Source organism: Cryomorphaceae bacterium 1068 (assembly GCA_027214385.1).
Lineage (GTDB): Bacteria > Bacteroidota > Bacteroidia > Flavobacteriales_D > Cryomorphaceae > JAKVAV01.
Genome location: JAPVXR010000011.1, coordinates 137542 through 145653, shown reverse-complemented (window position 1 = coordinate 145653; position 8112 = coordinate 137542). Strand labels below are relative to the sequence as shown.

The following is an 8112-nucleotide window of genomic DNA, read 5'->3' as shown; positions in this document are numbered from 1 at the left end:
ATTGGTGGAAGATTGGGCTTCGAGGTGTTCTCGATACAACTCGCTTCCTTCGTCAGCGTGCCACTCGAACTGACAACAATTCTCGAATCTAACAATACAATACTTTGTCAGTTTGAATGGTTTTCCTGAAAGGATAAAGGAAAATAATCGTGTGTAAGCCTCCTGAGAGTCGAGAACCATTTGGAGCAAAACTGAACTACCATTTGTTCTCGATACTTTTCACTCCTCCGTCGTGAAACACTCGAACTGAAAGACTTACTTGAATTTAACAATACGGCACTCTGTCAGTTCGAGTGGTTTTCCTGAAGAATGAAAGAAAAGTGAACTTAGCGACATCAGAGCGATCTCACCGACTTAAAGGAGGTAATCGAGAACCGTTTGAAGAAGTATTGAGAAATCAAAACATGATCGAAGGCCTCATCCCGCTACTCGATACGATCTACGAAATACGCTTTACGAAATACGAAACACAAACACCTTAAAACAAGAAAGCGACCTCTCCGGATCGCTTTCTTCTACTACTCTACTATTAAACTAACCTATCAATCAGCACTATCATGCTGGTCAATACCACATTGGTTCAAAAAGGTTTTGAGATGGTCGTTTTTTTTCGCTTGATGTGCCATTTGCCTTTTAAAGTGTTGAAATCTACACCTAAAACATCGTATGCTCTATATACTTGAAAGCTGTCAAAGCATAAATGAACTCCCTAAAACAAGAAAGCGGTCTCTCCAGACCGCTTTCTTCTACTACTCTACTATTAAACTAACCTATCAACCAGCACTATCATGCTGGTCAATACAACCTTGAGAAATAAAAAAGGTTTTGGGCTAGCTCTATTTTTTTTGATGAAAGATTTAGAAAGTGTCAAAAACACTTTATTTTCAGCTCATTAGACATTCGAGCAAAGTCTCAAATAATTTCGCTTGAGATCAGCGCAAACAGCAAGACCGGTAGAACTACCCTCCTTTTGTTCTGCATGCAAGGGCGAGATTTCTTATTTTAGCTCAAAGAACTTCATTGAGATGAGAGTATTAAAATATACCATGGTCTTTATCCTGCCCGCTCTATTTGCACTGGGCGTATACCTGGGATCTTGGTGGACTTTTGGCCCCGTACTATTTGCCTTTGGTTTTATCCCTTTCTTGGAAATCCTTTTCCAACCCAATGCTCAGAATTTGAACGCGGCAGAGAAAGAAATGCGTCTGGATGACAAAGCCTACGATCTGCTTTTGTATTCCGTCGCACCCGTTATTTATGCAACATTACTGCTCTATTTAGTCGCCATAACTACGTACTCTTTTGGCACCAAAGAGTTGGTGGGCCTCACCTTTTCGCTGGGGGTAATTCTAGGCGGTATGGGCATCAATGTAGCCCATGAGCTTGGTCACCGCCAAACGGCTCATGAGCAGTTTATGGCCAAGGCTTTGCTGCTCCCATCAGCCTATATGCATTTTTTCATTGAGCACAACCGAGGCCATCATAAAAACGTGAGTACATATGAGGACCCGGCCTCATCCAGACTTAATGAAACACTTTACCACTTTTGGATTCGCTCCGTAGTCTACGGTTATATTTCCGCCTGGACCTTGGAAAAGCAGCGGCTCCAACGAGCCAAGAAATCTGTGTGGAGTTTAAAAAATGAAATGATTCGCTTTCAGCTTATTCAAATCTTGTTTTGGCTTGCCATTGGTCTGATTTTCGGTTGGTATGCGATGCTACTCTACACGGGTGCCGCAATTGTCGGTTTTCTGATGCTCGAAACGGTAAATTACATCGAGCATTATGGCTTGGCACGCAAAAAGGTGAGTGAAAACCGCTACGAACGCGTCGAACCCATTCACTCATGGAATTCCAATCATATCGTAGGCAGGGTCATGCTATTCGAGCTATCCCGTCACAGCGACCACCATTACAAGCCCGCCAAGAAATATCAGATCCTAGAGCACCACGACCACAGCCCTCAAATGCCGACGGGCTATCCCGGCATGATGCTGCTCAGCGCCATACCACCACTTTGGTTTTCCGTGATGAACCCTAAAATTGATCGTTCAAATTCAGATCGGGTAAAAACGGCTGCGGTTTGAGATTGATTGTGAAAGCTTAAATTGGGGGCCAATATGTCGGGAAAAGAAATCAATCCTCACGACGAGGCAAGCGAAAATGACTTTGCAGAAGGTTCCCTGAAGCGGAAACTCTTCATCATTATTTTCGGCACCGGAACCCCCATGGGGAAGGCATTCGATCTGATCCTTTTGGTATTGATTCTCGTCAGCGTGGCCGCTGTAATGCTGGAAACAGTCAGTTTTGTAGATGAAAAATTTCACACTGAGCTCAGAATAATCGAATGGGTGGTCACGGTGTTTTTCACATTGGAATACTTGGCGCGAATTTGGGTCATTAAAAAGCCAAGGATCTACATCTTCTCCTTTTTGGGAATTATCGATTTGCTCTCAATTTTGCCGACTTACCTCAGCATATTCTTCGTTGGCTCGCAAAGCTTCGCCATCCTGAGGGCGTTAAGACTCCTCCGAATTTTCAGAATTCTCAAACTGGTAAGGTTTGTAGCTGAGGCTCAAATACTCGGCAAGGCCCTTGCCTCCAGCCGTCATAAAATCACCGTTTTCTTTCTGGCTCTGGTCATTCTGGTGTTCATCTTAGGGAGTATAATGTACCTCATAGAAGGACCCGAAGCAGGATTCGTCAGTATTCCGCTTAGCATCTACTGGGCCATAGTTACGCTCACTACCGTTGGTTTTGGAGACATCACACCACAAACAGTCCTGGGACAATTCATCGCCTCGATTGTTATGCTTCTGGGTTACGCCATTATTGCCATTCCTACGGGAATTGTAGGAGCAGAAATTTACAAAGAGGTGGATACTTCCGTTAAACGACACAACAACGACCTCATCTGCAGAAATTGCGGAAGTGAGGACCATCCGTTAAATGCTAACTATTGCAATAATTGCGGGTCAAAGTTGAACAGCGATGACTCGTTGAATGCAGGATAAATCAAGAACGGATTCATTAACATTCTTGCTGTTATAAAAAGATAAAAGAACTCTTCAGGCTCCTATTCATTCTTCTAAATTTGATTAGACTTTGCCTGATTATGAAAACACCTTTCCGAGTATCAGCTCTATCTTTTCTACTTCTCCTATTTTTCTTTTTGAGTAAGGAGAGCTCAGCCCAAGTATCCATTACCTGTCCTGCTAATGTTGAGGTTAATAATGACCTCGGGCTATGCGAAGCTGTGGTGGTTTATACCGCCCCGGTGGGAACGGGATCGGGCACCAACATCACCACCGCACTTACGGGAGGTTTGACATCCGGCTCTGCTTTTCCCGTTGGGACCACTATCGTGGAATACACTGTGACAAATGACGAAGGCGATAGCGATGTCTGCACATTTGAGGTGATGGTAGAAGACGCTGAAGATCCCGTAATTGATTGTCCGCCCGACATCATAGTGGATGCCAATGACGGTGAATGTACCCAGGTGGTAACCTACCCCATTCCTACGGCATCAGATAACTGCGGACCCGTAGTGGTCAATCAAATCGGCGGGCTCCCATCCGGTTCCGTTTTCCCGACAGGTGAAAGCTTTCTGGATTTTCAAACTACCGATGCTGCAGGCAACGATGGTTTTTGTCGAATCGTAGTAGTCGTCAATGACATCACTCCACCCGAAATAACTTGTCCTGATGATATCATCGTTGATGTCTTCAATTCTTGTGACACGATTATCAACTATGTAGCACCTGTAGGATCGGATGATTGTGGACCTGCATTTACCACTCAAATCGGAGGACTTGGATCGGGAAGCGTTTTTCCATTCGGCACCACCACAGAAACGTATGAAGTAACGGATGCAGACGGAAATACGGCAACCTGCAGTTTTCAGATTACCGTAAACGACGGAGCTGCCCCGGTGATAACCAATTGCCCGGCCGACATCTCACAAGTCGTTCCTGTGGGAACTTGCGAGGATGTGGTGAATTTTTCCACCCCAAATGTTACCGACAATTGCCCCGGAGCTACAATCGTCCAAACGGATGGCCCTGTTTCGGGAAGCACGTTCCCTGTAGGAAGCACTGAGATTGAATTTACTGCTACAGACGCTTCGGGAAATACAGCCGTTTGTTCTTTCACGGTGACCCTTACGGAGAATACAGCTCCTGAGATTACTTGCCCAATCGACATCACAGTAGCAAATGACCCCGGAGACTGTGGAGCAATTGTAAACTACACTCCCCCCGAAGGAACCGACAATTGCCCCGATCCTACAACTACCCAAATTGCCGGCTTGGGATCAGGAGCTTTCTTCCCGGTAGGAACCACTACTGAAACTTACGAGGTCGTTGACCTGAGCGGAAATACCGCACAGTGCAGCTTTACGGTAACCGTAAATGATACGGAGGCTCCCGTTATCGACTGTCCTCCAAATATCGAACTCAGCGCCGATCTTGGGCTTTGTGAAGCAACGGCCACTTTCGGCATACCCACGTTCATCGACAACTGCCCCGGAGGAACCATCACCCAAACGGGCGGACCTGCCTCGGGCTCAACATTCCCCGTCGGGTCTACCACCATTGAATTCACTGCAGAAGATGCCTCGGGAGTTCAATCTATCTGCACTTTTGACGTAATCATAACCGACGATGAAGATCCGGTGATTACATGTCCTGATGACATAGAGATCACCATTCTTTCAGGCGCCTGCGATACGATAGTGGACTACCCTCTCCCAACGGCGACTGATAACTGCACAGACGTTATCATCGGCTTGGTGAATGGCCCCGCTCCGGGAGCGACACTCACCGCTGGCTTTTATACCGTTACCATAGGTGCCCAAGACGACGCGGGAAACAACTCAACTTGTAGTTTCACGATCGACATTACTGAAACCAGCGTACCAACATTTGACTGTCCCGATGACATCGAGGTGAATGCCGATCCGGGAGCTTGTGAAGCTACCGTTACTTTCGATCCGCCTACGGCCGAAGATCCTTGTTCGGACGTAACCGTTACCCAAACAGGCGGACCCGTCAGTGGATCTGTTTTCCCCGCGGGAAGTACTGAGATTGAGTTTACTGCTGAAGATGAATTTGGCAATACGGAAATCTGCACATTCAACATAGTGGTGATAGATGATACTGACCCGACCATCACTTGTCCCGAGGATATATCTACTGGGAACGACCCTTCGCTCTGCGGCGCAGTTGTAACATATGATGCACCTGTCGTTGATGACAATTGCGGAGTTGCTGAAGTGAATCTGCTCTCGGGGTTGCCTTCCGGCGATCTTTTTCCCGTAGGAGTTACCACTGTCAATTACGAGGTGGTTGATGTTTCGGGTAATACGGCCCAATGCAGCTTTACGGTGACCGTAACCGATGATGAAGCCCCTGACATTACTTGTCCTGCTGATATCACACTTAATATTCCTGACGGTGATTGCAGCGGAGTCGTGAATTTTCTCGATGCCACGGCAACCGACAATTGTGCCATTGCCGGTATCACTCAAACTGATGGTCTTCCTTCAGGGTCAGATTTCCCCGTGGGATCAAACACTGTAACATTCGAAGCAGTTGACGCCAATGGATTGAGCGCTACTTGCTCTTTTACTGTTACGGTGTTGGAAGGAGTAGCACCCGAAATAACTTGTCCTGCGGATATTGAAGTAAATAATGACCCGGGAATTTGCGGTGCCGTTGTATCCTACACAGCACCCATAGGAACCGATGATTGTGGCGGAGCTACAACAGTTCTCACCGCAGGATTAGGTTCAGGAGCTGAATTTCCCGTCGGCGTGACTATCGAGGAATACACCGTCACCGATTTAAGCGGAAACACCACTACCTGCTCATTTACCATAACGGTAAACGACACGGAACTTCCCGTATTTGATTGTCCTGCAGACTTGACCGTATCCTCCGAACCGGGAATTTGCGAAGCCACGGTAGTTTTTGATACTCCAATGGTGATCGACAACTGTGACGGTGCGATTACGGCTATACAAACCGCAGGCCCCTTTTCGGGAAGTGTTTTCCCAATTGGTTCTACAAGTATCACTTTCGAGGCAACTGATCCTTCAGGAAATGTAGAGACTTGCAGCTTTGATATCATAGTAGAAGACAACGAAGCACCTGTTATAGACTGTCCTGACGATATAGAAATAGATGCGGGGATAGCGTGCAGCACCATTGTAAACTTTGCCGATGCTACTGCCACCGACAATTGTGGTATAGCTTCAATAGCCCAAATAGAAGGCCCTCTTTCAGGAAGTGAATTTCCAGTTGGCGTTACCACGGTGACTTTTGAAGCCATTGATGATGCGGGTAATCCCTCTACCTGTAGCTTTACCGTTACCGTTACGGAAGAAGAGCCACCTGTCATTACTTGTCCGGAAGATATTCAAGTCGAGAATGACCCTGATGCCTGCGCAGCCATTGTTACTTACGATCCACCAATTGCCTCTGATGATTGCGGTGATGTAACCGTTACCTTAATCTCGGGATTGGCATCAGGCGAAAGCTTCCCACTTGGATTTACAACAGTGACGTACGAAGCAGAAGATGAGCAAGGAAACACTGCTACCTGCTCATTTGATGTGGAAGTAGTCGATGCTCAAGGGCCTGATTTCGATTGCCCGGGCGAAATACAACTTCCCAACGATCCGGGAATTTGCGGAGCGGTCTATACGTTTGACTTGCCCGAAGCTAGCGACAATTGCCCAGGCGATGTGACGGTAATTCAGACCAACGGACCTGCGAGCGGTACAGAGTTAGCCATTGGTATTACCTCATTCAGTTTTGAGGCGACCGATGCAGCAGGAAATACCTCGGAATGCACCTATGATGTAGTCGTTTCTGATACTGAAAGCCCTGTTTTTGCTGACTGTCCTGAAGACATTGTCATTGAGCTTGAATCAAATGTCTGCGATACGATTATTGAGTTTGAAACACCCACGGCTACAGACAATTGCGCAGTGACAGCCCTCAATCAAATTAGTGGTCCACTTTCGGGAGATGTTCTGACTCCAGGTAACTATATTGTAGAGTTCGTGGCAGAAGACGAAGCAGGAAATTCCACCCTCTGCTCATTTAACATTACCGTTCAAGATGTCACTCCACCTACCGTTGACTGTCCTGATTCCTTCCTTTCGTGCGATTTGAATGTGATTTTACCAATTCCTACGGCACTCGACAGTTGTGGAATCGCTTCTATCATTCAAACGGAAGGTCCCGAGAGCGGAACAGTCTTTCCGATTGGAATAACAGACATCAGCTTTGAAATAACCGATGTAAACGGAAATGCCGTAACCTGCTCCTATGAAGTAGAAGTGGCAGCTCAAGCCACCCGGCCTGAAGCAGGAATTGACCGAAACATTTGTGGCTCAAACTCCACTACTCTTTCAGGAAACACCCCTGATTTTGGTTCCGGCCTTTGGTTCCAAATAGAAGGATCAGGAGATATCCTATCACCGGAAAGCGCGGTCACTGAAGTAACCAACCTTGGTGTTGGCCTGAATACGTTTGTTTGGTCAATTGATCCTGAAAACGGATGCGATGTACTAACCGATACTGTGGGCATTTTTGTGGAAACAGGAGTGATCGTGGATGCCGGTGAAGATCAGACGATCATTTTGGGAAGCAATGCTCAATTGTCGGGCTTTGGCTCTCCGCCTGACGGCACAGTTCAATGGAGCCCACCCGAGAGTTTGAGCTGCTCTGATTGTCTTGACCCAATAGCATCGCCGACGGAAACCACTGTGTACTTTCTGAATTACGAGACACCATTGGGTTGTGACCTAACCGACTCATTGACCATTAAAGTTTTTATTAAAATCCCGAATACCATTACTCCTGACGGAGACAACGTAAACGATGTGTGGAATATCCCTGAAATCCATAAATACCCTGATGTCACGGTAACAATCTTCAACCGCTGGGGAGTAGAAGTCTTCTCATCCACGGGCTACAACGAACCCTGGGATGGAACCACTGAAGGCGATGATTTGCCAACAGGCTCCTACTACTACATCATCGATTACAATCGAGAAGGGAAAGAGAATTTGAACGGAACCGTAAACATTATACGCTAAGC

The 8112-nt window shown here is 46.6% G+C and carries 4 protein-coding genes; all 4 read left to right on the top strand.

From position 1 onward, the window contains the following. Window positions 1-320: 320 nt before the first annotated feature. The 4 genes from O3Q51_13695 to O3Q51_13680 all read left to right on the top strand — a co-directional run bounded on the left by O3Q51_13695 (window position 321) and on the right by O3Q51_13680 (window position 8110). Window positions 321-482 (top strand): hypothetical protein, encoded by a 162-nt coding sequence (locus tag O3Q51_13695; GenBank protein MCZ4409869.1) that lies wholly within the window; start codon window positions 321-323, stop codon window positions 480-482. A gap of 543 nt (window positions 483-1025) precedes the next feature. Beyond that, window positions 1026-2087 (top strand): alkane 1-monooxygenase, encoded by a 1062-nt coding sequence (locus tag O3Q51_13690; GenBank protein MCZ4409868.1) that lies wholly within the window; start codon window positions 1026-1028, stop codon window positions 2085-2087. A gap of 33 nt (window positions 2088-2120) precedes the next feature. After that, a complete protein-coding gene (locus tag O3Q51_13685) occupies window positions 2121-3014 on the top strand; it encodes an ion transporter (GenBank protein MCZ4409867.1) in 894 nt (297 codons plus the stop codon). A gap of 101 nt (window positions 3015-3115) precedes the next feature. Further along, the gene (locus tag O3Q51_13680; GenBank protein ID MCZ4409866.1) at window positions 3116-8110 is read left to right on the top strand and encodes an HYR domain-containing protein; all 4995 of its coding nucleotides are present in this window, start codon (window positions 3116-3118) and stop codon (window positions 8108-8110) included. The last annotated feature ends 2 nt before the right edge of the window (window positions 8111-8112 follow it).